This is a genomic window from Cellulosimicrobium sp. CpK407 (assembly GCF_051844275.1).
Classification (GTDB): Bacteria; Actinomycetota; Actinomycetes; order Actinomycetales; family Cellulomonadaceae; genus Cellulosimicrobium; species Cellulosimicrobium cellulans_G.
The window spans coordinates 1-24,236 of the sequence record NZ_JBGNYC010000042.1; the positions used below are offsets into that span (position 1 = coordinate 1).

Annotated in this window: 21 protein-coding genes; 13 read left to right on the forward strand and 8 right to left on the reverse strand. The window is 73.0% G+C overall.

Annotated features, from left to right (window positions below; genetic code table 11):
• The first annotated feature begins 138 nt into the window (after positions 1-138).
• Positions 139-954, forward strand: coding sequence for an alpha/beta fold hydrolase (locus ABWU78_RS15990; protein ID WP_439158929.1), 816 nt, complete (start codon positions 139-141; stop codon positions 952-954).
• Between the two features lie 5 nt (positions 955-959).
• Here the strand turns inward: ABWU78_RS15990 and ABWU78_RS15995 are convergent, their stop codons facing one another.
• Positions 960-1,730 carry an ROK family protein gene (locus tag ABWU78_RS15995; protein ID WP_253050815.1) on the reverse strand — a complete coding sequence of 257 codons (771 nt, stop codon included), beginning with the start codon at positions 1,728-1,730 and terminating at the stop codon, positions 960-962.
• Between the two features lie 62 nt (positions 1,731-1,792).
• Here ABWU78_RS15995 and truA point away from each other — a divergent pair, with 62 nt between their 5' ends.
• Positions 1,793-2,767: a tRNA pseudouridine(38-40) synthase TruA gene (gene truA, locus ABWU78_RS16000; protein WP_439158930.1), complete on the forward strand. Its 975-nt coding sequence runs from the start codon at positions 1,793-1,795 to the stop codon at positions 2,765-2,767.
• Between the two features lie 4 nt (positions 2,768-2,771).
• Here the strand turns inward: truA and ABWU78_RS16005 are convergent, their stop codons facing one another.
• Positions 2,772-3,173, reverse strand: coding sequence for a DUF5709 domain-containing protein (locus ABWU78_RS16005; RefSeq protein WP_253050816.1), 402 nt, complete (start codon positions 3,171-3,173; stop codon positions 2,772-2,774).
• Between the two features lie 136 nt (positions 3,174-3,309).
• Here ABWU78_RS16005 and ABWU78_RS16010 point away from each other — a divergent pair, with 136 nt between their 5' ends.
• From ABWU78_RS16010 to ABWU78_RS16050, 9 genes are all read left to right on the forward strand, one after another.
• On the forward strand, positions 3,310-3,873 hold the full coding sequence (locus ABWU78_RS16010) for a DUF937 domain-containing protein (RefSeq protein WP_253050817.1): 564 nt from the start codon (positions 3,310-3,312) through the stop codon (positions 3,871-3,873).
• Positions 3,874-3,981: 108 nt separating this feature from the next.
• On the forward strand, positions 3,982-5,676 hold the full coding sequence (locus tag ABWU78_RS16015) for an ABC-F family ATP-binding cassette domain-containing protein (protein WP_439158931.1): 1,695 nt from the start codon (positions 3,982-3,984) through the stop codon (positions 5,674-5,676).
• Between the two features lie 64 nt (positions 5,677-5,740).
• Positions 5,741-6,673, forward strand: a complete 933-nt coding sequence (gene trhO, locus ABWU78_RS16020) for an oxygen-dependent tRNA uridine(34) hydroxylase TrhO (protein ID WP_439158932.1) — start codon at positions 5,741-5,743, stop codon at positions 6,671-6,673.
• Between the two features lie 170 nt (positions 6,674-6,843).
• Positions 6,844-7,287: a 50S ribosomal protein L13 gene (gene rplM, locus ABWU78_RS16025; protein WP_253050820.1), complete on the forward strand. Its 444-nt coding sequence runs from the start codon at positions 6,844-6,846 to the stop codon at positions 7,285-7,287.
• A gap of 45 nt (positions 7,288-7,332) precedes the next feature.
• Complete coding sequence (gene rpsI, locus ABWU78_RS16030; RefSeq protein ID WP_047234563.1) at positions 7,333-7,821, forward strand: 30S ribosomal protein S9; 489 nt, start codon at positions 7,333-7,335, stop codon at positions 7,819-7,821.
• 145 nt (positions 7,822-7,966) lie between these two features.
• On the forward strand, positions 7,967-9,328 hold the full coding sequence (glmM, locus tag ABWU78_RS16035) for a phosphoglucosamine mutase (RefSeq protein WP_253050821.1): 1,362 nt from the start codon (positions 7,967-7,969) through the stop codon (positions 9,326-9,328).
• Positions 9,329-9,366: 38 nt separating this feature from the next.
• A complete protein-coding gene (locus tag ABWU78_RS16040) occupies positions 9,367-9,966 on the forward strand; it encodes a peptide deformylase (RefSeq protein WP_353707808.1) in 600 nt (199 codons plus the stop codon).
• 56 nt (positions 9,967-10,022) lie between these two features.
• Complete coding sequence (hrpB, locus tag ABWU78_RS16045) at positions 10,023-12,569, forward strand: ATP-dependent helicase HrpB (protein ID WP_439158933.1); 2,547 nt, start codon at positions 10,023-10,025, stop codon at positions 12,567-12,569.
• Positions 12,570-12,826: 257 nt separating this feature from the next.
• Entirely contained in the window at positions 12,827-13,549 is a 723-nt protein-coding gene (locus ABWU78_RS16050) for a DedA family protein (RefSeq protein WP_253050824.1), read from the forward strand.
• A gap of 27 nt (positions 13,550-13,576) precedes the next feature.
• Here ABWU78_RS16050 and coaA read toward each other — a convergent pair whose 3' ends face one another.
• Both coaA and ABWU78_RS16060 read right to left on the reverse strand, forming a co-directional pair.
• Positions 13,577-14,566 (reverse strand): type I pantothenate kinase, encoded by a 990-nt coding sequence (gene coaA / locus ABWU78_RS16055; protein WP_439158934.1) that lies wholly within the window; start codon positions 14,564-14,566, stop codon positions 13,577-13,579.
• A 114-nt stretch (positions 14,567-14,680) separates the two neighbouring features.
• Positions 14,681-15,574 carry a DUF72 domain-containing protein gene (locus ABWU78_RS16060; RefSeq protein WP_439158935.1) on the reverse strand — a complete coding sequence of 298 codons (894 nt, stop codon included), beginning with the start codon at positions 15,572-15,574 and terminating at the stop codon, positions 14,681-14,683.
• A 125-nt stretch (positions 15,575-15,699) separates the two neighbouring features.
• Here ABWU78_RS16060 and glmS point away from each other — a divergent pair, with 125 nt between their 5' ends.
• Together glmS and ABWU78_RS16070 are read left to right on the forward strand one after the other, a co-directional pair.
• Positions 15,700-17,577 (forward strand): glutamine--fructose-6-phosphate transaminase (isomerizing), encoded by a 1,878-nt coding sequence (gene glmS / locus ABWU78_RS16065; RefSeq protein WP_353707812.1) that lies wholly within the window; start codon positions 15,700-15,702, stop codon positions 17,575-17,577.
• A 140-nt stretch (positions 17,578-17,717) separates the two neighbouring features.
• On the forward strand, positions 17,718-18,068 hold the full coding sequence (locus tag ABWU78_RS16070) for a holo-ACP synthase (RefSeq protein ID WP_439158936.1): 351 nt from the start codon (positions 17,718-17,720) through the stop codon (positions 18,066-18,068).
• Positions 18,069-18,600: 532 nt separating this feature from the next.
• On the opposite strand, the gene ABWU78_RS16075 is transcribed toward ABWU78_RS16070, so the two are convergent.
• The 4 genes from ABWU78_RS16075 to ABWU78_RS16090 all read right to left on the reverse strand — a co-directional run bounded on the left by ABWU78_RS16075 (position 18,601) and on the right by ABWU78_RS16090 (position 24,176).
• Entirely contained in the window at positions 18,601-19,749 is a 1,149-nt protein-coding gene (locus tag ABWU78_RS16075) for a hypothetical protein (protein WP_439158937.1), read from the reverse strand.
• A gap of 31 nt (positions 19,750-19,780) precedes the next feature.
• On the reverse strand, positions 19,781-22,444 hold the full coding sequence (locus ABWU78_RS16080; RefSeq protein WP_439158938.1) for a hypothetical protein: 2,664 nt from the start codon (positions 22,442-22,444) through the stop codon (positions 19,781-19,783).
• A 305-nt stretch (positions 22,445-22,749) separates the two neighbouring features.
• The gene (locus ABWU78_RS16085; protein ID WP_439158939.1) at positions 22,750-22,941 is read right to left on the reverse strand and encodes a hypothetical protein; all 192 of its coding nucleotides are present in this window, start codon (positions 22,939-22,941) and stop codon (positions 22,750-22,752) included.
• A gap of 185 nt (positions 22,942-23,126) precedes the next feature.
• Entirely contained in the window at positions 23,127-24,176 is a 1,050-nt protein-coding gene (locus tag ABWU78_RS16090) for an LLM class F420-dependent oxidoreductase (RefSeq protein WP_439158940.1), read from the reverse strand.
• Between the last annotated feature and the right edge of the window lie 60 nt (positions 24,177-24,236).

Consider the following 24,236-nt stretch of genomic DNA (forward strand, 5'->3'; position numbering starts at 1 on the left):
CCGCCCTGCCGGCGTCGGTGTGCGTGCGGCCGCGAAGGTGGGTGCGAGATCGGCCCGTACGGCCGAGATCGACCTTCGGGAGGTCGACGTCGCGACGTCCGGGTCGATCTCGCGTCAGGGAGGGCCTACGGTCGAGACGTGACGAGTGTCGACTCCTCCCTGGCGGCGTGGCCGCCCGTCGTGCTCGTGCACGGCTCGCGCACGTCGCGGTCGATGTGGCGCGACCAGCTCGCGGCCCTGCGCCGCGCGGGCGTCGACGCGCTGGCCGTGGACCTGCCGGGGCACGGGGCGCGGCGGGGCGAGGCGTTCACCCTGGACGGTGCCGTGGAGGCCGTCGCGTCCGGGATCGACGAGCTCGGCGGGCGTGCGCTCGTCGTCGGGCTGTCGCTCGGCGGCTACGTCGCGATCGAGGCACGGGCTCGTCACCCCGAGCGCGTCGTCGGCCTCGTGGCCGCCGCCTGCTCGACACCGCCCGCCACCCGACTGCGCGGGGGCTGGCTCCTCGTCGCGCGCGGCATCGAGCGCCTGCCCGACGGTGGAGCGGGGCTCAACCAGGCGCTCGTCGACCGGGCGCTGACGCCGCAGGCCGCGGCCGACCTCGCGGCCGGCGGCTTCGCACTCGACGTGATGAGCGCGATCCTGCGCGAGGTCGAGGCGGTCGACCCGGTGTCCGCCCTCGCCGCCGCGGACTCGCCCGTGTGGGTGGTCAACGGGCGGTGGGACCACTTCCGGTTCGGGGAGCGCGGGTTCGTCGAGGCGGCCCGGCGCGGGGGAGCGCCCGCGCGGCTCGTGGTGATCCCGGGCGCGCGGCACCTCGTGAGCCTCGACGCGCCGGTCGCGTTCAACCGGGCCCTGCTCGACGCCCACCGCGCGGTCGCGGCGGGTCGTCCGGCCCCCGGGGCGGACGGGGCGCCGCCTGCGGGCGTCGCCCCGCGCCGCGCCGTCGAGCGCTGAGACGGTCAGGCCGGCGGCAGGTCCCAGGCGCGTGCACCGCCGACGAGCGCCGCGGAGTTGGGGACGACCACGACGTCGTCGCCGAGGCGATCGAGGACGCTCGGGGCGATCTGCCGCGAGTTCCCGCCGCCCAGGTACAGCCGGTCCCACCAGAAGACGGGCCGCAGGCCCTCGACGACCGCGAGGACGCGCCGCGACCACAGCCCGTTGCCGAGCCGGCGGCGTTCCGGCTCGCCGACGTACTCGTCGTAGGTGGTGCCGCGCCGCACCGGGGCGCGCGACCACTCGAGGTGCGGCGAGAGCCGCCCGCCGTGGAACAGCGCCGAGCCCAGGCCCGTCCCGAGCGTCAGCACGAGCTCGAGCCCGGACGCCGCGACGACGCCCGCACCGTGCACCTCGGCGTCGTTGAGCACGAGCGCGGGCACGCCGAGCCGCCGGGCGACGGCCGCCTGGACGTCGAAGCTCGTCCATGCCTCGACGAGCGCCGGGTCGACGCGCGAGCGGGGTCCGCTGCGGGTGACGTAGTGCGGGGTGTGCACGACGACCCCGCGCCGGATCATGCCGGGCATCCCGACGGTGGCCCGGTCGGCGGGCGGCAGCGTGGCCGCGATCTCCGCGATCGTCTCGACCAGCAGCTCGGGGGGCAGCGGGTAGGGCGTGGGCACGCGGACGGCGGCGGCGTGGGCGGTGCCCGACGCGTCGAGCACGTTGGCCTTGATCCCGCCGCCTCCGCAGTCGACGGCGAGGGTGCGGACGTCTGCGCGGTCGCCGGTCATGGGCGGCAGCGTAGGCACGACGACGCGCGTGCCGCACGGCCGGGCGACTACGGTGAACTCCCGTGAGCGACGCCCCGGCCCCCGACGCCCCCGAGTCCGCCCCTGCCGACGGCACGGGGCGGCACGCGCTGCCCGACGACGTCGTGCGGGTCCGCCTGGACCTCGCCTACCAGGGGACGGACTTCGCCGGGTGGGCTCGCCAGCCGGCGCTGCGGACGGTCCAGGGCGCGGTCGAGGACGGTCTCGCGACGCTCCTGCGGGGGCCGGCGCCGCGCCTCACCGTCGCGGGGCGCACCGACGCGGGGGTGCACGCGCGGGGACAGGTCGCGCACGTCGACCTCACGCGGGACCAGTGGGAGGCGTTGCCCGGGCGCTCCGACCGCTCGCCCGGCGACGCGCTCGTCGCGCGGCTCGGCGGGGTGCTGCCGGGTGACGTCGTCGTGCACCGCGCGGCGCCGGCGCCGGCCGGGTTCGACGCCCGTTTCTCGGCCCTGCACCGCGCGTACACGTACCGGGTCGCGGACGACCCGGCGCAGCGCGACCCGCTGCGGCGCGCCTGGGTCCTGTGGAACCGGCGCCCGCTCGACGTCGCCGCGATGGACGCCGCCGTGCAGCCGCTCCTCGGGGTGCGCGACTTCGCGGCGTTCTGCAAGCCGCGCCCCGGGGCGACGACCATCCGTGAGCTCCAGCACCTGTCGTGGTCGCGGCCGGTCGACGGTCCCGACGCGGGCCTCGTCGTCGCGCACGTCCGCGCGGACGCGTTCTGCCACAACATGGTCCGCGCGCTCGTCGGCGCGTCGCTCGCGGTGGGGGAGGGGCGACGCGACGTCGCCTGGCCCGCGGAGCTCCTCGCGAGCCGACGCCGCGACGCGGGGGCCGGCGTCGTCCCCGCCCACGGGCTCGTGCTCGAGGAGGTCACGTACCCGCCCGACGACGAGCTCGCCGCCCGCGCCGACCGGATCCGCGCCGTCCGGAACGAGGAGGACGTCTGGGACGAGGGCGCGTCGCGCGACCAGGCCGGACCGCCGAGGGGCTAGCCCGTCACGGCTCCTCGACGACGTGCACCGCGGCCTCCTCGGCGCCCGCGGCGCCCCCGGAGATGCCCTCGTCGTCGGCGTAGGTGTCGTTCTGGCGGCCGTCGAGCGCGTCAGGGTCCGCGACGAGGCGGCCCGACCGGGTGTCGTCGGGGCGCTCGAGCGGGTCGCGCTCCCAGTCCTCGGGCTCCTCCTCGGCGAGACGCTGGTCGAGGGTCTCGCCGTGCACCTCCTCCCACGGCGTCTCGCCGTAGTGGTTCGTGCGGGGGCGGTCGGGCGGGGAGTAGCCCTCGTCGAGCACGTCGTCCACGCCGCGGTCGAGCAGCGTGTCCTCGGCCTGGAGCTGGTCGTTGTCGCCCTCGGCGCCGGTCTCCGGGTCCGGGCTGGTGCCGGTGGTGTCTTCGCTCATGCGTCCACAGTGGCACCTCGCGCGGCCGGACGCAGCATCTGCGCCCGGACCTGCACCGACGTGCCGCGGGCGGTACCGTGGCACGGGTCGCGCGCGCCGTGGCCTCCCCGAACGACCCCGAGAACCGAGGACCACCATGGCCGGCATCGACGACATCCTGTCCACCATCCCGCTCGACCAGCTCGCCGGTCGGCTGGGCGTCGACGAGGCGACGGCGCAGCAGGCCGTCGGCGCGGCGCTCCCTGCCCTGCTGGGCGGGCTCCGGGCGAACGCGCAGGACCCGGCCGGCGCGGCGTCGCTCGGCCAGGCGCTCACGCAGCACGACCCGTCGCTCGTGGAGGGCGGGGTGAACCTCGACGACGTGGACACGGCCGACGGCGAGAAGATCGTCCGCCACGTCTTCGGGTCGAACGAGGAGGCCGTCGTCGCGCAGCTCGCCGACTCGACGGGGACCCAGCAGGGTCTGCTCTCGAAGGTGCTCCCCGCGCTCGCGCCGATCGCGCTGGCGTTCCTCGCGAAGCAGCTCGGCGGCAAGGACGCGGGCGCGGGCTCCTCCACGGCGGCGTCGGAGAGCGCCGGCGGCGGTGGGCTGGGCGACCTGCTCGGCGGGCTGCTGGGCGGCGGCTCGGGCGGGTCCGGGGGCGGCCTCGGGGACCTCCTGGGCGGTCTGGGCGGGCTCCTCGGGGGCGGTCGGCGCTGAGCCCGGCGGCACCCGCGGCCGTCGTGCACGGGGTGCAGCGGTGCCGGCGCGGTCCGGGAGCGCGGAATCCGCGTGACCCGGTGGGCCCGGCCGGGAGACCATGAGGCCGTGGGACACCTCGACCTCAGCGACGTCACGTATCACCTGCCCGACGGACGCACTCTCCTCGACGGCGTGAGCCTGCGCGTCGCGGACGGCGCGCGGGTCGCGCTCGTCGGGCCGAACGGCGTCGGCAAGTCGACGCTCCTGCGCATCGTCACGGGCGACGTCGCGCCGCACGGCGGGGCGGTCGTGCGCAGCGGCGGCCTGGGCGTGATGCGGCAGGACGTCGGGCGGATCGACGACGACCGCACGGTCCGGGACCTGCTCGTCGAGCTCGCGCCCGCAGCGGTCAAGGAGGCCGCGCTCGAGCTCGCCGCGGCGGAGCACGACATCATGACGGTCGACGACGAGCCCGCCCAGCTCCGGTACGCCCAGGCGCTCGTCGACTGGGCCGACGTCGGGGGCTACGACGCCGAGACGGCGTGGGACGAGGTGACCGACGAGGTCCTGTCCGTCCCGTTCGAGAAGGCGCAGTGGCGCGACGTGCGCACGCTGTCCGGCGGCGAGCAGAAGCGCCTGGCGCTCACGGCGCTGCTCCGCGGGCCCGAGGAGGTGCTGCTGCTCGACGAGCCGGACAACCACCTCGACGTGCCGACCAAGCGCTGGCTCGAGGAGCGGCTCGTCGCGTCGCCCAAGACGGTGCTCTACGTCTCGCACGACCGCGAGCTGCTGTCGCGCACGGCGACGCAGGTCGCGACGCTCGAGCCGACGCCGGGCGGCGGGACGGTCTGGGTGCACGGCGGCGGGTTCGCGACCTACGCGCAGGCGCGCGCGGACCGGCGCGAGCGCCTGGCGGAGCTCGCGAGGCGGTGGGACGAGGAGCACGCGAAGCTGCGCGAGCTCGTGCAGACGCTCAAGACCAAGGCCGCCTACAACGACGGGATGGCGAGCAGGTACCAGGCGGCGAAGACGCGCCTGCGCAAGTTCGAGGAGGCGGGCCCCCCGGAGGTGCTCGCGCGCGAGCAGCGCGTCACCGTGCGCCTCGCCGGCGGCCGGACCGCCAAGCGTGCCGTGACGTGCCGGTCGCTCGAGCTCACGGGCCTCATGAAGCCGTTCGACCTCGAGGTGTTCTTCGGCGAGCGGGTCGCGGTGCTGGGCTCCAACGGGTCCGGCAAGTCGCACTTCCTGCGACTCCTCGCGGCGGGCGGCAGCGACCCCGAGCCCGGGGTCGTGCCCGACCCCGCGACGTCCGACGGCGTCCGGCCCGACCCCGTGGCGCACACGGGTCGCGCGGTGCTCGGCTCGCGGGTCCGGCCGGGCTGGTTCGCCCAGAACCACGACCACCCGGAGCTGCGCGGGAGGACCCTCCTGGAGATCCTCCACCGCGGCGACGGGCACCGGGCGGGGATGGGGCGCGAGGGCGCGAGCCGCGCGCTCGACCGGTACGAGCTGGTCGGCCAGGCGGAGCAGCGCTTCGAGACCCTGTCCGGCGGCCAGCAGGCGCGGTTCCAGATCCTCCTGCTCGAGCTCGACGGCGCGACCCTCCTCCTGCTCGACGAGCCGACGGACAACCTCGACCTGCACTCGGCCGAGGCGCTCGAGGCCGGTCTCGCGGCGTTCCAGGGCACGGTGCTCGCCGTGACGCACGACCGCTGGTTCGCGCGCGGGTTCGACCGCTACCTCGTGTTCCGCGGGGACGGGGAGGTCGTCGAGGCGCCGGAGCCGGTCTGGGACGTCGAGCGCGTGCAGCGGGCGCGGTAGCCGCCGCGTACGGGGCTGCCGCCGCGTGCCGGTGGCGGCCGGCGCGGTCCCTATCCTGGTGGGCATGGCCGTCCACAAGATCGTGCTCTTCTACGCCTTCACGCCGCTGCCCGACCCCCGCGCGGTGCAGCTCTGGCAGCGGGCGCTGGGGGAGCGGTGGAACCTCACGGGACGCGTGATCGTCGCCCACCACGGGATCAACGCGACGCTGGGCGGGACGGTCGAGGACCTCAAGCAGTACGTGAAGACGACCCGGCAGTACCCCGGCTTCGAGGGTATCGACGTCAAGTGGTCCGACGGCACCGGACGCGACTTCCCGCGCCTGTCCGTGAAGGTGCGACCCGAGCTCGTGGCGTTCGGCGTCCCCGACGAGGTCGTGGTCGACGCGAGCGGCGTCGTGGGCGGCGGCGCGCGGCTGAGCCCGCAGGCCCTGCACGACCTCGTGGCCGAGCGGGGGGACGACGTCGTGATGTTCGACGGCCGCAACGCGTTCGAGGCCGAGATCGGGCGGTTCCGCGGCGCGGTCGTGCCGGACGTCGCCACGACGCGCGACGTCGTCGCCGAGATCGACTCGGGCCGCTACGACGACCTCAAGCAGCGGCCCGTCGTCACGTACTGCACCGGAGGCGTGCGGTGCGAGGTGCTGTCCGCGCTCCTGACCGCCCGCGGCTTCGAGGAGGTCTACCAGCTCGACGGCGGCGTCGTGCGGTACGGCGAGGCGTTCGGGTCGCAGGGACTGTGGGAGGGCTCGCTCTACGTCTTCGACGAGCGCATGCACGTCGAGCTCGGCCCGGGGTCGACCCCGCTGGGGTCCTGCACCGGCTGCGGCGCGGCGACGGCGAAGTACGAGAACTGCGCGGACCCGAGCTGCCGGACGCTGCGCCTGTACTGCCCGGACTGCGTGCACGTCGCACGCTCGGCCCGCTGCGCGACGTGCGTGGGCGAGCGCCCGGATCCCCGTCCGGCCGCTTTGACCGGCGGCCCGACCCGCGGGTAGTCTGGTGAGTCGTTGTGCTCATCTCACGACACCCGTGTCGCTAGCGCGCCCACTCGCTGCCGGCCAAGGAGCGGGTGCCGACCGAGCCCGCCGCGCAACGACCTGCCCTCTCGGCCGCACGCTTCAGCGGCCGAAGAAGACATTCTGAGACAGAAACGAAGGCTACGACCGTGCGTACGTACACCCCGAAGCCCGGCGACGTCCAGCGCGACTGGTACGTCATCGACGCGACCGACGTCGTCCTGGGCCGCCTGGCCACCCACGTGGCCACCCTGCTGCGCGGCAAGCACAAGCCGACCTTCGCTCCGCACGTCGACGGCGGTGACTTCGTCATCGTCATCAACGCCGGCAAGGTCGCCCTGAGCGGCAACAAGCGCGAGCAGAAGATGGCCTACAACCACTCCGGCTACCCGGGTGGTCTGCGTGCCGTCCCCTACGGCGACCTGCTCGACAAGCACCCCGAGCGTGCGGTGGAGAAGGCCGTGCGCGGCATGCTCCCCAAGACCACCCTCGGTCGCGCCCAGTTCGGCAAGCTCAAGGTCTACGCGGGTGCCGAGCACCCGCACGCCGCGCAGCAGCCGAAGCCGTTCGAGATCACCCAGGTCGCGCAGTAATCGCCGCCCAGGCGTAGCGCACAGAGAGACGCGAGGACACCACCCGTGGCCGAGACCACCGTCGACACCGACACCCTGGGCGACGAGACGCCCAGCACCTACACCTCCGAGTCCGCCGCCCCCACGGGCCGCGGCCAGAGCATCACCGCCCCCGGCCAGGCCCTGGGCCGCCGCAAGGAGGCCGTGGCGCGCGTGCGCCTCGTCCCCGGGACCGGGCAGTGGAAGATCAACGGGCGCTCGCTCGAGGACTACTTCCCGAACAAGGTTCACCAGCAGCTCGTGAACTCCCCGCTGAAGCTGGTCGACGTCGAGGGTCGCTTCGACGTCGTCGCCCGCATCAGCGGCGGCGGCACCTCCGGCCAGGCCGGTGCGCTGCGCCTCGGCATCGCGCGTGCGCTCAACGCGATCGACGCCGAGCACAACCGCCCCGCGCTGAAGAAGGCCGGCTTCCTCACTCGCGACGCGCGCGTCGTCGAGCGCAAGAAGGCCGGTCTCAAGAAGGCTCGTAAGGCACCGCAGTACTCCAAGCGCTGATCCGCGCTGTGCGCTCGTCGGCCCCGGTGGACCTCGTCCACCGGGGCCGACGTCGTTTGTGAGGGACGGTGACCAAGCCCGCCGAGGGCGGGGCAGGGCAGGCGGTCGTACGGTCGACGTACGGCCGGTCGAGGAAGGACTTTCCATGGGACGGCTTTTCGGCACCGACGGGGTGCGCGGGCTGGCGAACGGCAACGTGACGGGCGAGCTCGCCCTCGACCTCGGCGTCGCGGCGGCGCGCGTGCTCGGCAGCGGGCAGGAGGAAGGCCACCGGCCGCGCGCGGTCGTGGGGCGCGACACGCGAGTCTCGGGCGAGTTCCTGGGCGCGGCGCTCATCGCCGGGCTCGCGAGCGCGGGCGTCGACGTGAAGGACGTCGGCGTGCTGCCGACGCCCGCCGTCGCCTACCTGACGAGCACCATGGACGTCGACTTCGGCGTCGTGATCTCGGCCTCCCACAACCCGATGCAGGACAACGGGATCAAGTTCCTCGCGCGCGGTGGCGTCAAGCTCGACGACGCGGTCGAGGACCGGATCGAGAGCCTGCTCGGGCAGGAGTGGCAGCGTCCGACGCACGGCGCGGTCGGCCGGATCTCCCCGGACTCGGGGCGCGCGGGCGGGGCGTACGTCGAGCACCTCATGGCGAGCATCGGCGCGGACGAGGACCACAAGCCGCTCGCGGGCCTGCGCATCGCGGTCGACTGCGCGAACGGCGCGGCGAGCGACGTCGGCCCCGCGGCGCTGCGCGCGGCCGGCGCGGACGTCGTGGTCATCAACGCGAGCCCCGACGGCCGCAACATCAACGCCGCGTGCGGCTCGAACCACCCCGAGCAGCTCCAGGCTGTCGTCGTGGCGTCCGAGGCGGACTTCGGCGTCGCGTTCGACGGCGACGCGGACCGCTGCATCGCGGTCGACCACGGGGGCACCGTCGTCGACGGCGACCAGATCATGGGCGTCCTCGCGCTCGCGCTTCAGGACGAGGGCGCGCTCCCGCACGACACGCTCGTCGTGACGGTGATGAGCAACCTGGGCCTCCTGCTCGCGATGCGCGACGCGGGGATCACGACGGTCCAGACGGCGGTCGGCGACCGGTACGTCCTGGAGGAGATGCGCGCGCACGGGTACGGCCTCGGGGGCGAGCAGTCGGGGCACATCGTGCTGTCGCGCTACGCGACCACGGGTGACGGCGTGCTCACGGCGCTCCAGCTCGCCGCGCGCGTGCGGGCCACGGGCCAGAAGCTCGCCGACCTGGCGGGCGTCGTGCAGCGCCTCCCGCAGACCCTCCTCAACGTCCCTGGCGTGGACAAGGCACGGGCGTCGAGCGACGAGGAGCTCCGGGCCGCCGTCGCGGACGCGGAGCGGACCCTCGGCGAGACGGGTCGCGTGCTGCTGCGTCCGTCGGGCACCGAGCCGCTCGTGCGCGTCATGGTCGAGGCGGCGACGCAGCAGCAGGCCGACGCGGTGGCCGCACGGCTCGCGGGCGTCGTGCGCGAGCGGCTCGCGCTGTGAGCGCGGCGGGGCGGACGACCGACCGGGAGGCGGCAGGCGTGCGGCAGGGGGTCGACGAGGGGCTGCGCGAGCACGTGGTCGCGCTCCTCGACGCGTACGACGACGGCGTGCTGCCGATCGTCCAGGCGGGCCACCCCGTGCTGCGGACGCCGGCCGTGCCGTACGCCGGGCAGCTCGGCGACGTGCTGCCCCGGTTCCTGGACGCGATGCGCGCGACGATGCACGCGGCGCCCGGGGTGGGGCTCGCCGCGCCGCAGGTCGGGATCGGCCTCGCGATCGCCGTCGTCGAGGACCCCGGCGCACCCGACGCGGACGACGAGCGCGAGCGGCCCCCGCTCGCGTTCCGGGTGCTCGTCAACCCGCGGTACGAGGCCGTCGGCGACGAGACCAGGACGTTCTTCGAGGGCTGTCTCTCGGTGCACGGCTGGCAGGCGGAGCGGACGCGCGCCCGCTCGGTGCGACTCACCGGGCAGGACGAGGCGGGCGAGCCGTTCGACGACGTGCTCACCGGGTGGGCGGCGCGGATCGTCCAGCACGAGACCGACCACCTGCGCGGCGAGCTGTACGTCGACGCCGCGGACCTGCGCACGCTGGCGTCCACGCTCGGGGTCGCGCGGCTCCCGGGTCACCCGGGCTGAGCCCGGGCCGTCGTCCGCGGTTCGGGTCCGGCGGGTCGTCGCGCGAGACTACCGGGATGGACCCGCTCGCCCAGCTCCTCGCCGCACCGCCCGACCTGCCGGTGGGCCGTCACCTGGTCGAGGTGGTCGCCGCCGTGCGCGCGGAGGGGGCCGTCGTCGTCCAGGCACCGCCCGGCACCGGCAAGACGACGCTCGTGCCGCCGGCCCTCGCGGTGGCCCTGGAGGGTGCCTCGGACGGCCGCGTCGTCGTGACGCAGCCGCGGCGGCTCGCCGCCCGGGCGGCCGCCCGCCGGCTCGCGTCGCTGCTCGGCGAGGACCTCGGCGGCACGGTCGGCTACACGGTGCGGGGCGAGTCGCGGACGTCGCGACGGACCCGGGTCGAGGTCGTCACCACCGGCACGCTCGTCCGCCGGCTCCAGCGCGACCCGGAGCTGCCGGGCGTGGCGGGCGTCGTGCTCGACGAGGTGCACGAGCGGCACCTGGACGACGACCTCGCGCTCGCCCTGCTGGCGGACGTGCGCGAGAACCTGCGCGACGACCTCGCGCTCGTCGCGATGTCCGCGACGGTCGAGGCGGGGCGGACGGCGGAGGCGCTCGGCGGGGAAGCGCGGCGCGTCCCCGTGGTGCAGGTCCAGGGCGGCCTCCACCCGGTCGACGTCGTCTGGTGCCCCGCGCGCGGTCCGCGCACCGACGTCCGCGGCACGTCGCCCGCGCTGCTCGACCACGTGGTCGCCACCACGCACCGCGCGCTGCGTGAGCGCACGGGTGACGTGCTCGTGTTCGTCCCCGGCGCGCGCGAGGTGGACACCGTGTCGGGCCTGCTGGCGCGCGGGCTCTCGGACGTCGACGTGCGCCCGCTGCACGGCCGCCTGCCCCCGCACGAGCAGGACCGGGCGCTCGAGCCCGGGCCGCGGCGCCGGGTCGTGGTGTCGACGGCGGTCGCGGAGTCGTCGCTCACGGTCCCGGGCGTCCGGGTCGTCGTGGACGCGGGGCTCGCGCGCGAGCCCCGCACGGACGTCCGCCGAGGGCTGCCTGGGCTCGTGACGGTGGCGGTCAGCCGGGCCGGCGCCGAGCAGCGCGCGGGGCGGGCCGGGCGCGAGGGCCCGGGGGCGGTGTACCGCTGCTGGTCGGAGGGCGACCACGCGCGCCTCGCGCGGCACCCGGAGCCGGAGATCCGCACGGCGGACCTCACCGGCTTCGCGCTCGAGCTCGCGTGCTGGGGGGCTCCCGACGGCGCGGGGCTCGCGCTGCTGGACCCGCCGCCCCCGGCCGCCTGGGCGGCCGCCCGCGAGGTGCTGCAGGGGCTGGGGGCCGTCGGGCCCGACGGCGTGACGCCGCTCGGGCGCCGGATCGCCTCCGTGCCCGCCGACCCGCGCCGCGCCCGCGCCCTGCTCGACGCCGTCCCCGAGGTCGGCCCGCGGCTCGCCGCGGAGGTCGTGGCGCTGCTCTCGGAGGACGTGCGCGTGCCCGGGGCCGACCTGCCGGCGGCGCTGCGCGCGGCGCGGCGCGGTGGCCCGGGGACCGGCGCGTGGGCCGCGCAGCGCGACCGCCTCGAACGGGTGGCGCGCGCCGCCGCGGCCGAGGACGGCTCCGCCCGGGGAGGGGGGCCCGCCGCACGGTCCCGGCTGACCGACGACGCCGCCGTCGGGTACGTCGTCGCGCTCGCGCACCCCGACCGGCTGGCCCGACTGCGACCCGGCGGAGAGACCTACCTCCTGGTGTCCGGGGCGGGCGCGCGCCTGCCCGCGGGCTCGCCGCTGCAGGGCGCGCCGTGGCTCGCGGTCGCGGACGTGGACCGCACGGCGGGCCGTGCCGACGCCGTCGTGCGGTCCGCCGCGCCCGTCGACGAGGCGACGGCGCGAGCCGCTGCGGCGCCCGCGCTGCGCACGAGCGGCGTCGCCGCGTGGACGGGCGGGCGCGTGCGCGCCGCCCGGGTCACCACGCTCGGCGCGATCGAGCTCGCGCGCGAGCCGTGGCGGGACCCGCCGGCGGACCTGCTCGCGGCGACCGTGCGCGACGGGCTGCGCCGGGACGGTCTGGACGGCCTCCCGTGGTCCGACGGCGCGCTCCGGCTCCGGGACCGCCTGCGGTTCCTGCACCGGGTGCTGGGCGACCCGTGGCCCGACGTCGGCGACGAGGCGCTCCTGGACGCCGTCGACGTCTGGCTGGGGCCCGACCTCCCGGCCGTCGCCCGGGGCCGGGGCACGGACCTCGCCGGGGCGCTGCGCCGTCTGCTGCCCTGGCCGGAGGCGGCGCGCCTCGACGCGCTCGCGCCCGAGCGGCTCGAGGTCCCGAGCGGGTCGCGCGTGGCGGTGGGCTACGACCAGGACCAGCCGGTGCTCGCGGTCCGGCTGCAGGAGACGTTCGGCTGGACGAGCACGCCCCGCGTCGCGGACGGCCGCGTGCCCGTCCTGCTGCACCTGCTGTCCCCGGCGGGTCGACCCGCGGCGGTCACGGCGGACCTCGCCTCCTTCTGGGTGCAGGGCTACCCGCAGGTGCGCGCCGAGCTGCGGGGCCGCTACCCCAAGCACGCGTGGCCGGAGGACCCGAGCACCGCCCTGCCGCTGCGGGGCACGCCGCGCCCGCGCCGCCGCGACGCCTGAGCCGGGGAAGGTCCTGGTCCTCACGACGTACGCCCCCGCTGCGGGAAGTCGTTCGTCGGGATGACGACGCCGCGCGCCGCGACGCGGAAGACTCGTCACCGGGCGCGGCGCTGCCGGGCGGGAATCCTCAGGGGCGAACCGGGGGTTTCCCTGATGGTCGACGTCGTCACGCTCCGTAGGCTTGTCGTGGCGCAGGACGCCCGACCTGCCGCCGCCGCCCGCCTGGCCTCCCCGCCAGCCGACGAACGAGGACGCCGTTGCCCGACGCCGTGTCGACCTTCCTGGAGAATCTGGAGACCTGGATTCTCGCCCTCGCGGCGTCCGCGTGGATCTATCCCGCGCTGTTCGGCTTCGCGACGATCGACGGGTTCTTCCCGCCCATCCCGAGCGAGTCCGTCGTCATCACGCTCGCCGTGTCCGCGCACGCGACCGGCGAGCCGAACCTGCTCCTCGTGCTCCTGGTGGCCGCCGCCGGCGCGTGGACCGGCGACCAGATCGCGTTCTCGATCGGTCGCGCCATCGGCACCGACCGCGTCCGGTTCCTGCGCTCACCACGGGGCCGCAAGGCCGTGGCGTGGGCGGAGCGGGCCCTCGCCCACCGTGGGGCGTCGTTCATCCTGGCCGCGCGCTACATCCCCGTCGGGCGCGTCGCGGTGAACATGACGGCCGGCGCCGTGGGCTACCCGCGCCGCCGGTTCATGGCGTTCTCCGGGATCGCGGCCGTCACCTGGGCGGTGTACTCGGTCCTCATCGGCCTCGTCGCGGCGCAGTGGCTGGGCCACGAACCGCTCCTCGCGATGGTCGTGGGCGTCGTCCTGGGGATCGCGGCGGGGTTCGTCATCGACCGCGTGCTCATGATGCGCGCGCGCCGCAAGGGCGAGCTGCCGCAGGCCGAGGGCCCGGCGTCCCCGGCGCCGGAGACCGCGGACGAGCCGAGCACCTCGGAGAACCGGCCGGGCGCGGCACCGCGCGCCTCGTGAGTCCGCGGGGCACCCGTCGGCCGCGCGTCAGAGCTTGCGCAGCCGGACCCGCTGGACCGAGTGGTCCGAGCCCTTGGTGAGCACGAGCGTCGCGCGACCCCGCGTCGGCAGGATGTTCTGCTCGAGGTTCGGGGCGTTGATCGCGTCCCAGATCGACTTCGCCTTCTCGACCGCCTGCTCGTCCGTGAGGTCGGCGTAGCGGCGGAAGTACGACTCGGGCCGGGCGAAGGCGGTACGGCGCAGGGCGAGGAACCGGTCCACGTACCACTGCCGGATGTTGCGCGTGCGCGCGTCGACGTAGATCGAGAAGTCGAAGAAGTCGGACACCGCGACCGTGGACTCGTCGTGCGCGCTCGGCCGGGCCGGCTGGAGCACGTTCAGCCCCTCGACGACCAGCACGTCGGGCTTGCGCACGACCGCCTCCGCGCCGGGGACGATGTCGTACGTGAGGTGGTCGTAGACGGGCGCCTTGACCTCGGCGTGGCCCGCCTTGACCTTGGACAGGAAGCGGATGAGCGCGCGCCGGTCGTAGGACTCGGGGAAGCCCTTGCGGTCCATGAGGCCGCGGCGCGCCAGCTCCGCGTTGGAGTAGAGGAAGCCGTCGGTCGTGATGAGCTCCACGCGCGGCGTCTCGGGCCAGCGGGCCAGCATCTCGCGCAGGACGCGCGCGGTCGTGGACTTGCCCACCGCGACCGAGCCCGCGACGCCGATGACGTACGGCGTGTTGCCCGTCTCCTCCCGGAGGAACGTCGACGTCGCCTCGTGGAGCCCCGACGTCGCGGTCACGTAGAGGTTGAGCAGGCGCGACAGCGGGCGGTACACGGCGTCGACCTCCGCGAGGTCGATGGGGTCGCCGAGGCCGCGGAGCCGGGTGACGTCGTCGTCCGTGAGCGGGAGCGGCGTCGACTCCGACAGGCGGCTCCACACCGCCCGGTCGAGGTCGACGTACGGGGACGACGACGGCGCCGCGAGGTGGGCCGGCAGGAGGTCGGACGGGTCGTCGACGGGGGAGGGCACCCGCCTGATTCTGCCGGATGCGTGCGGGTGCCCGCGCACGGCCCGCCAGCCGGGGACGTCGGGTGCCGCCCGGGCCGGGCGGGCTCCACCCGTGCCGGGACGCGCGTCCCGGGCTCAGCGCGTGGCGTCGCGGGACCGTGCGCGCCGCCCGCCGCGTGCGGGCTCCGGGGTCGGGCCGGTCCCGGGCAGGGCGACGCCCGGGAGGCGGGACATGAGGGCGAGCGCGTCGGCCGGGGCGTGCGCGTGGACGTCGTTGTCGAGGTAGACCTCGACGTCGTGGCCGGCCTCGCACCAGCCCCGCACCCGCGCGGCCCACGCGTCGAGGACGTGCGGCCGGTAGCCGCTCGTGTACAGCGAGGTGTCGCCGTGCAGGCGCACGTACACGAGGCGGCTCGTGACCGCCTCCACGAGCGGCCAGTGCCCCGCGCCGTCCGAGATCGCGAACGCCACCCGGTGGCGTCGGAGCACGTCGAGCGCCTCGGCGCTCGCGAACGACGCGTGGCGCGGCTCGAGCGCGTGGACCAGGGGACGGTCGGCGCCCACCTCGGTCCAGGCAGGCGCGCGGAGGCGGTCGTCGTGCTCGCGGGCGAGCCGGGCGGCCTCGGCCGTCGACCGGGGCAGGAGGGCGAGGAACTCGTCGAGCAGCCCGGCGTCGAAGGCCGTGCGTGCGGGGAGCTGCCACAGCACGGGACCGAGCCGGTCGTCGAGGGCGAGCACGCCGCTCGCGAAGAAGTTGGCGAGGGGCGTGCGCACGTCCCGCAGGCGCTTCATGTGGGTGACGAAGCGCGGGCCCTTGACCGCGAAGGTGAACCCCGCCGGCGTCTGCTCTCGCCACGCGGCGAACGAGGACGGCCGCTGCAGCGAGTAGAAGGACCCGTTGAGCTCGACCGCGGGGAACACCGACGCGACGTGCTCGAGCTCGCGGCGCTGGGGCAGGCCGGCGGGGTAGAACGGGCCGCGCCAGTCGGCGTAGCGCCATCCCGAGAGTCCGATCCGCACGGTGGGCACGAGACCCAGCCTCGCCGGACGCGGCGCCGTACGCGCGCGGGGTGCTTTTGGCAGCGGGCCTGACGAAAAACCGCGGGATCGTGCGCCCGCGGAGGGGTCCGCGTCCGTGGATAGACTCGATCACCATGTGCGGAATCGTGGGCTACGTAGGCCCTGGAACCATGGTCGGAGAGGCCTCGGGGCGACCCCTCGACGTCGCTCTCGAAGGACTCGGCAGGCTCGAGTACCGCGGCTACGACTCGGCCGGGGTCGCGCTCGTCGCGCCCGGGATCGACGCCGTCGCGTTCGCCAAGAAGTCGGGCAAGCTCGCGAACCTCGTCGAGGAGATCGACCTGCACCCGCTCCCCGCGGCGACCGCGTCGATCGGCCACACGCGCTGGGCGACGCACGGCGGCCCGACGGACACCAACGCCCACCCGCACCTCGCGGACGACGACCGCCTCGCGGTCATCCACAACGGGATCGTCGAGAACTTCGCCACCCTCAAGTCCGAGCTGCTCGCCGAGGGCGTGCAGTTCCGGTCCGAGACGGACACCGAGGTCGCGGCGCAGCTGCTCGCGCGCGCCTACCGCGAGACCAAGGACCTCACGCTCGCGATGGGGCAGGTGGCCCGGCGCCTCGAGGGCACGTTCACGCTCCTGGCCGTGCACGCCGACTCGCCCGACACGGTGGTGGGCGCGCGGCACGACTCCCCGCTCGTCGTCGGGATCGGCGACGGCGAGAACTTCCTGGGCTCCGACGTCGCGGCGTTCATCTCCCACACCAAGGAGGCGCTCGAGCTCGGGCAGGACCAGATCGTCACGATCACCCCGACGTCGGTCGAGGTGACCGACTTCGACGGCAACCCCGCCGAGGCCAAGCGGTACACGGTCGACTGGGACGCGGCCGCCGCGGAGAAGGGCGGCTTCTCGTCCTTCATGGACAAGGAGATCCACGACCAGCCGCACGCCGTCGCGGACACCCTGCTCGGCCGGACCGACCCGTCGGGCAAGCTCGTGCTCGACGACGTGCGCATCGACGAGGCCGTGCTCCGGTCGGTGGACAAGATCATCGTCGTCGCGTGCGGCACGGCCGCGTACTCGGGCCACGTCGCCAAGTACGCGATCGAGCACTGGTGCCGCATCCCCGTCGAGGTCGAGCTCGCGCACGAGTTCCGCTACCGCGACCCGATCGTCGACGAGAAGACGCTCGTCGTGGCGGTGACGCAGTCGGGCGAGACGATGGACACGCTCATGGCCGTGCGCCACGCGCGCGAGCAGGGCGCCAAGGTCATCTCCATCGTCAACACGCACGGGTCGACCATCCCGCGCGAGTCCGACGCGGTGCTGTACACGCACGCCGGTCCGGAGATCGCAGTCGCCTCGACCAAGGCGTTCCTGTCGCAGATCACCGCCGCCTACCTCCTGGGCCTCTACCTCGCGCAGCTGCGCGGGAACAAGTTCCCGGACGAGATCTCGGCGATCCTCGAGGACCTGCGCGACATGCCGCGCAAGATCCAGACCGTCATCGAGCGCGGCGAGTACGTCCGTGCGACCGCCCGCTCCATGAAGGACGCGACGTCCGTCCTCTTCCTCGGCCGCCACGTCGGGTTCCCGGTCGCGCTCGAGGGCGCGCTCAAGCTCAAGGAGCTCGCGTACATCCACGCCGAGGGCTTCGCCGCCGGCGAGCTCAAGCACGGCCCGATCGCGCTCATCGACGAGGGGCAGCCGGTGTTCGTCGTCGTGCCGTCGCCGACGGGCCGCGAGGGCCTGCACTCCAAGGTCATCTCGAACATCCAGGAGATCCGGGCGCGCGGCGCCCGCACGCTCGTCATCGCGGAGGACGGGGACGACGCCGTGCGCCCCTACGCGGACGAGATCTTCTGGGTCCCCGAGTCGCCCACGCTGCTCTCGCCGCTGCTGGCCGTCGTCCCGCTCCAGATCTTCGCGATGGCCCTCGCCACGGCCAAGGGCCTCGACGTCGACCAGCCCCGCAACCTCGCGAAGTCGGTCACGGTCGAGTAGTCCTCCGCCGCACCGTCGGACGCCGAGCAGGTGGTCCTGGTTCGTCCGGTCTCCCGGACGAGCCAGGACCACCTGCTCGTGGTGGTGAGATCGCCTGGTGGGGGGACCGGGAGGGAGGACGGCCCCCGTAGGGTGGGCGCATGATCAAGGGCGTGGGGATCGACGTCGTGGACGTCGCACGGTTCATGGAGACCCTGGAGCGCACGCCCCGGCTCCGCGAGAAGCTGTTCACGGCCGCCGAGCGGGACCTGCCGCCCGCGTCGCTCGCCGCGCGGTTCGCCGCCAAGGAGGCCATCGCCAAGGCGCTGGGCGCCCCGGCGGGCATGCGCTGGCACGACGCGACGGTGCACCGCGTCGTCGGGGGCCCGCCGGAGGTCGAGATCACGGGCACGGTCGCGGCGCGCGCGGACGCGCTGGGCATCACCGCCTGGCACCTGAGCATCTCCCACGACGCCGGCATCGCCTCGGCCATGGTCATCGCGGAGGGCTGACCGCCCGCCGCGCGCTGCGGGCGTGAAGTGGGTTTCGACTTCCGAGTCGGAAGGCCTTCGGAAAGTCCCGGTCAGGTGATCCTGGCCGGGACTTTCCGCGTCTCAGGGCCTGTGCAGAGCGGTGGACGACGGCGCTCGCCGGCTCTGGGCGTGGCCGGCCAGGGTCCATGGGGCGCTTGGGGTGGGTCGGGCGGTGTGCGGAGGCGTCTGAGGGCACGTCAGCGCGTCGCGCGGGCTCTGGATTGGTGCCCGCTATTGCTGCGGCGTGTGCGCGAAGGTGTCCGTGGGCCGAGTCACGGCGGTGACGTCCATGCTGCCTGCCAACGCCGAATTGCTACTTTTCCTTTAGCGCATCTGGAGGGGACGGGTTGACGCGGAGGTGCCAGAGCGGAAGCCGATCGGACTTTCTTTGAGGGACGTGCCGTGACCATTATCCTTGCGAGGAATTAAATCCTTGGACACACCGGGTTTACTCACTGCGTGGAACGGTCACGGGCTGATGACCGGCCGAGACATGCTCGCCGAATGTTGACTACTCAGAATCGTCCAGAAGCCGAACCGTCGGCGCCGGCCAGCCTTTCCCGGTCCCTACGAGGACACGCCCCTCCAAACGGTCACGAAACCCTTCGACGTCGAACTTCATCGACTTCGCCTCGATCCGAACAGCGTCGGTCACGGACTCGTCGGATAGCCAGAGCACCTGACCGGTCGTGACGAAAAGGCTCGCGGCACCTTGGCCCTCGAATGCAACGATTGGCTCTCCGGGTACCGGTGTCTCAAGGTTCAGCACGGGCACACGCCAAGGTTCGCCGAATAGGGCCAGTTCCCCGAAGATGTCGCAGGCGACAAGTGTGAGCAGTTCGTGGACCTCGTTGAACGCGTCGGCGTACTGGCGTGCGGAACCGGACAACGAGTTGATAACCTCGACAGTCGTATAGGCTCGGTACTCGCTTCGCGGCAGAGCGAGACTTCCCTCGTGGTCGTCTACTGCTTCCTCAGAAAGTTGCTCCCTGAGGTCACGACGCGCCCCTCGGAGCTCTACCTTCGCAACCTCGTCCAACCCGTCCAGTGAGTCCTGGAAACGGATCCACGCTGGCGACTCTTCGAGGGCCTTCACCAGGTGCCGGGCGGCCTCATCCAGTTCCAGTGACGCTTTGGCGTCAGCATCAAGGAAATCGGCAACGCCCGGAGGTGCTGGGGTCAGATTCAGTCCGCGAGAGAGCTCCACCTTGGTCCAGATGTAGTGGATCGTCATCTCGTATGTCGTCAGCGGCGTGCCAGGAGCAAGTTGAGGCGCGCGCAGAATCGGGTACCCGGCCAGTCGAGAACGGAGCCACTCCAACGTCACCCGGTGCGAGGCCTCGATCCGGCTTGCCATGGTCAACCACGCCGCGACTTTGCTCTGGTCGACGGCAGGAGCCCCGCGAGTGATCAGGGGTTGGTCGAGCAGCACAGGCACGCGACTCCCGTACATCAAGGGCTTCATCATTATCCTGGCACTCATGTCGAGATGCTGGAGGAGTGCAGGAATGCCAGTCGCTTTGTCGCCGCGATTCTGCGGGCCTTGGTTGCGAGGAAGTGTGGCAGCGAACTCCTTCACCAGCGGGGTCTCTGACCATGCGTCGGCCATCCGCCACACGGCCCTCCACAGGTCCGGTGACGTCGAGTGCTCCACGACCATGCGGGTTCTCTCCTGAGAGTTGGTGAGTGGTTCATAGCCAGTTGTAGCGCGTGAGTTTCGCGATAGCGCTACTGATCTCTTTCGCGGCTGCGCGTTCGGGAGATTCGGAGACATGCGACTCGACGGATCCCGCGGCGTTGAACTTGTTCTCATCGTGAGTTTGGCCCGGTGCGGGGCTTTCGTCTGAGGCGGGCGCCAGGTGCGTTTCCGGTGAGTGTCGGAACCTTATCGGCCACCTGTCAGCTCCGAGGCCTTCCCGTTCGCGTTCGTAGATGACGCCGGTCTTTCCCAACGGACCGACTGTCTGGGCCAGCCGTTCAGCAGCAACCGGGGGTGCGACCTCGGCGAGGATGGTGTCGGCCGCGGCGACCACTTGGTCCGTGTGCGCGGTCAGCTGATCGCACGCTTCTTGCCGTGACCGCGGCGTGCGGGGCCGCAGGCTGTCGCGGCGGCGCAGCCGCTGGTTCAGGAGTAATCGCCATATCTGGGTTGCGACAGCTACAGGACCGTCTCCCGGTTCGGTGACGACGGTCGCGCTGGCGAACAGGTTCGGTGCTTCGTCAAGTTCGACCCAGCCACTGGTGCCAGTGCCGACCTGGGCGAGCGGGGTGCCGTCCTTGCGCCGCCACATGGTCACACCCACGGCCGATGGGTCCGGCAGCACAGCGTTAAGGATCCTCGCAACGAACTCAGGGGTGTGGGAGGTGATTGTGTTGTGGTCGGATTCGCTTAGCCGAACCAGCGTGAAGGGAAGGTGCTCGGCGACTGTCAGGACGTAGGCATCGCTGAGCATGCGCATTTGTGCCGAGAGTAGGATTCGGTTCTCGTCGTTCTCGATCGGCGCGGCTGGAAGCTGTACCAGACCGTCTGCGTGGGCGCGGGCAGCAAAGTAGTCTGCGAACGAGTCATGGATCGGACCCTTCAACGTGGTCGACCCGATGCCGGTCACAATCGCGTTGACCAGGCCGCTGCGTGCCACCGCCTCTCGGATCGGCGCGATCTCGGTTGCGACGCCGTGGTCGTGCAGTAGTTCAGTGGCCTCGCTGAACAGTCGCTCCCATTCCAACGAGTTCGCGTACCGCTTGCCCTGGTCGAGCAGTCTCGCGAACACCACACCCAGCATCGCCGACGCGATCCGTACGTCACCGGCGTTTGTTCGGGCGGCCATCCGCTCGATGCTGCCTTCATAGACCGATGCCCTGTCGGTGAACGGCATCCCGTCCGCCACGAGTTCTAACGCCAACCGCAGCAGCATCGGATTCCCCGCCGCGTCGCCGAGCGTGTGCTCGACCCGGGCCAATGCGGTGGCGCACTCACGGGCAAACTCGTCCGCCGGCACCTCTACCTGTCCACCGGGCGCGCTCTGGTCGCCGGGCTGTCCTGGCGTGGCAGCAGCGCCGCGGGCGGGCGTTGCTTCCGTTTGGTCTGCTCGGGAGAGGGCCATCGCGGTCAAGTCGATGCGCTGTTCGCGACCGAGTGCTTGGGGGAAAAGTCGGCCCGCGGCGACCGACGTCGGGTAGACGCTCGCACACGCGCTCTCGTCGCGACCGACGAGCACGACCCGGGCCCGATGGCCGCCAGCCATGTGGGTACGCAGCTCCCCAGCGAGCGCGCCACGTAGGTCCGGGGGCACTTCGGAGACGCCGTCGAGAACGAGGGTTGTGCTGGGGTCGGCCAACGTCTGCCGTCCCACGACTCGGGGCAGCTCACGCCCCACCATGTTACCGACAGCGTCCGCGACGAGACGATCGAGCTGGTTGGCGACGTACGCCTCCACGTGGCACACAACCACGGATCGGCCGCCGACCGCGGCGTTGTGGCGCCACAGGCGCGACAACGTCGATTTGCCGGATCCTGTACGGCCCGCGAGCACGAGTGGCGTGGACGTGCTATCGAGGTCCTCGATGCGCAATTCCTCGCTCTGCCAACCGGCTCGTAGCGTCGGGGTAACTTGGTCACTGACGTCCAGAGCGGCGGCAGCGGCCTGGTACTCGCCACTCAGGGCGCTCGCCCAACGGTCGGTGGCGGGCAGATGACCTGCACCGCCGAGGACAGCCGTGATCTCTTCACGGCTAATGAACCGGTCGTCCACGTCGCTCATCCCCGACCGTGTAGAGATCAGCCGGAACAGCTCGTTGACCCTGTCAACGGCCTCCTTGTTCGCGTCCGGATGCCGTGACCCGATCGTCAGCCGGGCCCGAATCTCGGTCTCGGCCGACAGCAGAAGCGCTTCGACCGATCCCGGCTCCGAGACGACGCGCACACGGGCCGCGATCTTGCACATCGGATCGGTGTCGGCGACGCCGAGCAATTCGGCGATCAATGCAAGTTCCCCGCTGCGAGCAGCATCCAAAGCGGCGACGACGAGGTGACCGGAGGAGGCAAGCTCACCGTCCGTCAAGAAGTCGAACGCAGCGCTCTTGCTCGCAGCGAGACCAGCCCAGCGTCGAAAGATCCCCAGCAGCTCGCCCTTCGCCCAGGTGTAGGGCGCGATGCGCGACTTCATCTGAGCCCCGCGCACGACGACGGGCGAACCCCCTGAAGGACCGGGACCAAGCACCTCAAGGTCGAGGACGTCCTCGGTGCCCTCGACTCGGATCCCCACCAGGGCCGGGTCGGCCGCAACGTCGAGAGCGACGAGTAGGGCATGACAGTGCTGGTAGTTGATGCCCCTGACGGTGTCGACGCCACTCACGCGCAGAATCCTCTCGCATGACGCCGACAGTCGTCCCGCCTGACGCGGCCCCAGCAGTTCCGGACTCACCGAGGTGGCTCACCACCGCCGTCACGGCGTGGCGAGAAAAACCGGAGGCGACTCGTCGGAGTACAGCACAGCTTGAATCCGGCTCTCCACCATGGTGCGGTCAGCCTTGTCCGGTCTTTCCCCGACGCCGGCAAAGAAGGTGCCAAGCACTTCCTGTCTGGTGGCGGGGTCCTCGACAGGGCTCCACCAGTAGAAGATGAGTTCGCTCAGGGGTGCTCGGTCATCGTTCGAGCGGTTCAGCGCTTCGTAGATGCGTCGCCACCACCAGCCGTCCGAATCGCCGATTGTGCACCCGCAGATGAGCCGTTGCGGATCAGGTCGAGCTCGTGCACGACGTTCGACGAGCCGTCGTCGTGTGCACGGACTTCCATGCCTGGCAGGGCGGCCTTGATGCACGCGGCGACCCAGAGTTCCTCACCCCGGGTCATGCGGACATTCTGCTGCATGTGTTGCTCCGAGGTGTGCCTGGGAGGGCACTTCGGGTGTGCCTGGAACCGGTGCCACGTCCGCACGCGTGCTGGTCGGCGAGTTTCCGGAACCACCCTGTGGGCATGAAAGGGGCCCGGTTCTCGACCGAGAACCGGGCCCTACTCACGCCCACACGGTGCGGCGGTCAGGACTGGAGGGCGGGGATGACCTGGCGCTGGAAGAGCTCGAGCTGGTCGCGGTCCGTCGCGGCGAACGGGAAGTAGCCGATCGCGTAGCCGAGGCCCTGGTCGCGCAGGCCGGTGAGGGTCTCGACGATCTGCTCCGGAGTGCCGACGAGCGGGCCGTTGCGCCACGAGGCCACGTTGTCGTCCGCCTTCTCGGGGAAGTACCGGCGCGCGTGCTCCTCGATCCGGTCCAGCCGGTCGGCGACGTCCTGCGCGGTCTCGCCGATGACGACGTTGTAGTTGGCCGACCGGGTGATCTCGCCGAGGTCGCGGCCGAGGTCGCGGCAGTGCTGCGCGAGCACCGCGGACTTGTGCGCGAAGCCTTCGGGCGAGCCGTCGAAGTTGGTGTACTGCGCGTGCTGCGCGGCGATCCGCAGCGTCTTCTTCTCGCCGCCGCCCGCGATCCACAGCGGGATGCTCGGCCTCGCGCCCTCGCCGTCCACCACGACCTGCTGCAGGGGCTGCGGGTAGCACAGCGCGCCGTCCACCTGGTAGCGCTCGCCGTCGAACGTGCCCGACGACCCGGTCCGCCACATGCGGGACATGATCTGGACGCCCTCGTCGAGCGCGCGCAGGCGCTCGCCCGCGCTCGGGAACCCGTACCCGTACGCGCGCCACTCGTGCTCGTACCAGCCCGCGCCGATGCCCATCTCGAGCCGCCCGCCGGAGACGTGGTCGACGGTCGCGGCGACCTTGGCCAGGTACGTCGGGTCGCGGTAGGCCATGCACGTGCACATCTGGCCGAGGCGCACGCGCTGCGACGCCGCCGCGAAGGCGGCCATGAGCGTCCACGCCTCGTGCGTCGCCTCGGTGCTCGGGGTCGGCGTGGTGTGGAAGTGGTCGTAGACCCACACGCCGTCCCACGCGAACTCGCCGCCGGGCAGGGGCTCGCCCGCGGCGGCGTTGTCGGCGTAGTGCAGGAGGGAGAGCATCGTCTTCCAGTGGTCCTCGGGTGCGACGTCGACGAGGTCGTAGCGCCAGCCCTGGGGGATGAAGAGTCCGAATCGCATGGTCGTCACCCTATGCGGGTCCGTGCGACCCGCAGCGCGCCCCCGCGCGTCGTCTCACCG